2 protein-coding genes are annotated in these 863 nt (G+C 41.9%); both read left to right on the forward strand.

Annotated features, from left to right (window positions below; translation table 11 throughout):
- Nucleotides 1-573: hypothetical protein (locus tag PSI17_RS17105; RefSeq protein WP_273553096.1), on the forward strand; the 573-nt coding region annotated here is incomplete at its 5' end.
- Nucleotides 574-618: 45 nt separating this feature from the next.
- A partial coding sequence (locus PSI17_RS17110) for an IS630 transposase-related protein (protein ID WP_273553097.1) occupies nucleotides 619-863 on the forward strand: 245 nt, incomplete at its 3' end.

Below are 863 nucleotides of genomic sequence, written 5' to 3' on the forward strand. Positions count from 1 at the left end.
GATAGAGCGCAATCCAGCTCAGATATTTCTTCAATCTCTCTTTATCCGAAAGCGCTCATTACGTTAAAAGAAGAGTCCATCCTGAAGACAATAAATATTATTTATAATATGGGCAATCAAATCGTGCTGGATGGGTGGGAGAATATATTTGATCAAGGTTTGGATGAAGATAGGCGAAAATGGCAAATCAGGTATGAAGATACGTGTGACATGCTTAAATGTGCCTATGGTGTGTTAAATAAAAAACAGGAGGGAAAGAATCCCACAACCGAATATTATTGCCTCATCTCTTATTTTAAATGGACGCCTGTTGGCCTGTTGATCCTCGCTGTTGAAGAGAACAAATCATCTGATTCATTTGCTGCGGTAGATGCTTATCTTGTCAATCATTCACCTGAGATTTTGGTTTTCGTGACGCATCCGGGGATTCAAAACAGTGGGCACATCTTGATTGAACATGCCGTGAATAAATCGTTGCAATTGGGCGGCGGTGGTGTTTTACACGCGAGTCCCACCGGCGGCTCGATAAGGGCTTATGCCAACATGGGGTTTATTAATATAGCAGAATCATAATACTGTGTCATAATACCCAAATTCCAATGACAAGGCAGAGTTGAAATGGGTTACAGTCTCGATTTCCGAAAAAGAGTTTTGGCATACAAAGACAAGCATTCGTTGACGTTCGAACAAACGAGTGCCCACTTTGAGATCGCTATCCGCACTTTGTTTCGGTGGAGTCACAAAATAGAACCCTGTGTAGCCCGTAATAAACCCCCCACGAAAATCAGTGATGAGACGCTCCTTATTGATGTCCAAAATTATCCTGATGATTATCAATGGGAAAGAGCAAAACGTCTGGGGGT

Source organism: Xenorhabdus sp. IM139775 (genome assembly GCF_028598745.1).
Lineage (GTDB): Bacteria > Pseudomonadota > Gammaproteobacteria > Enterobacterales > Enterobacteriaceae > Xenorhabdus.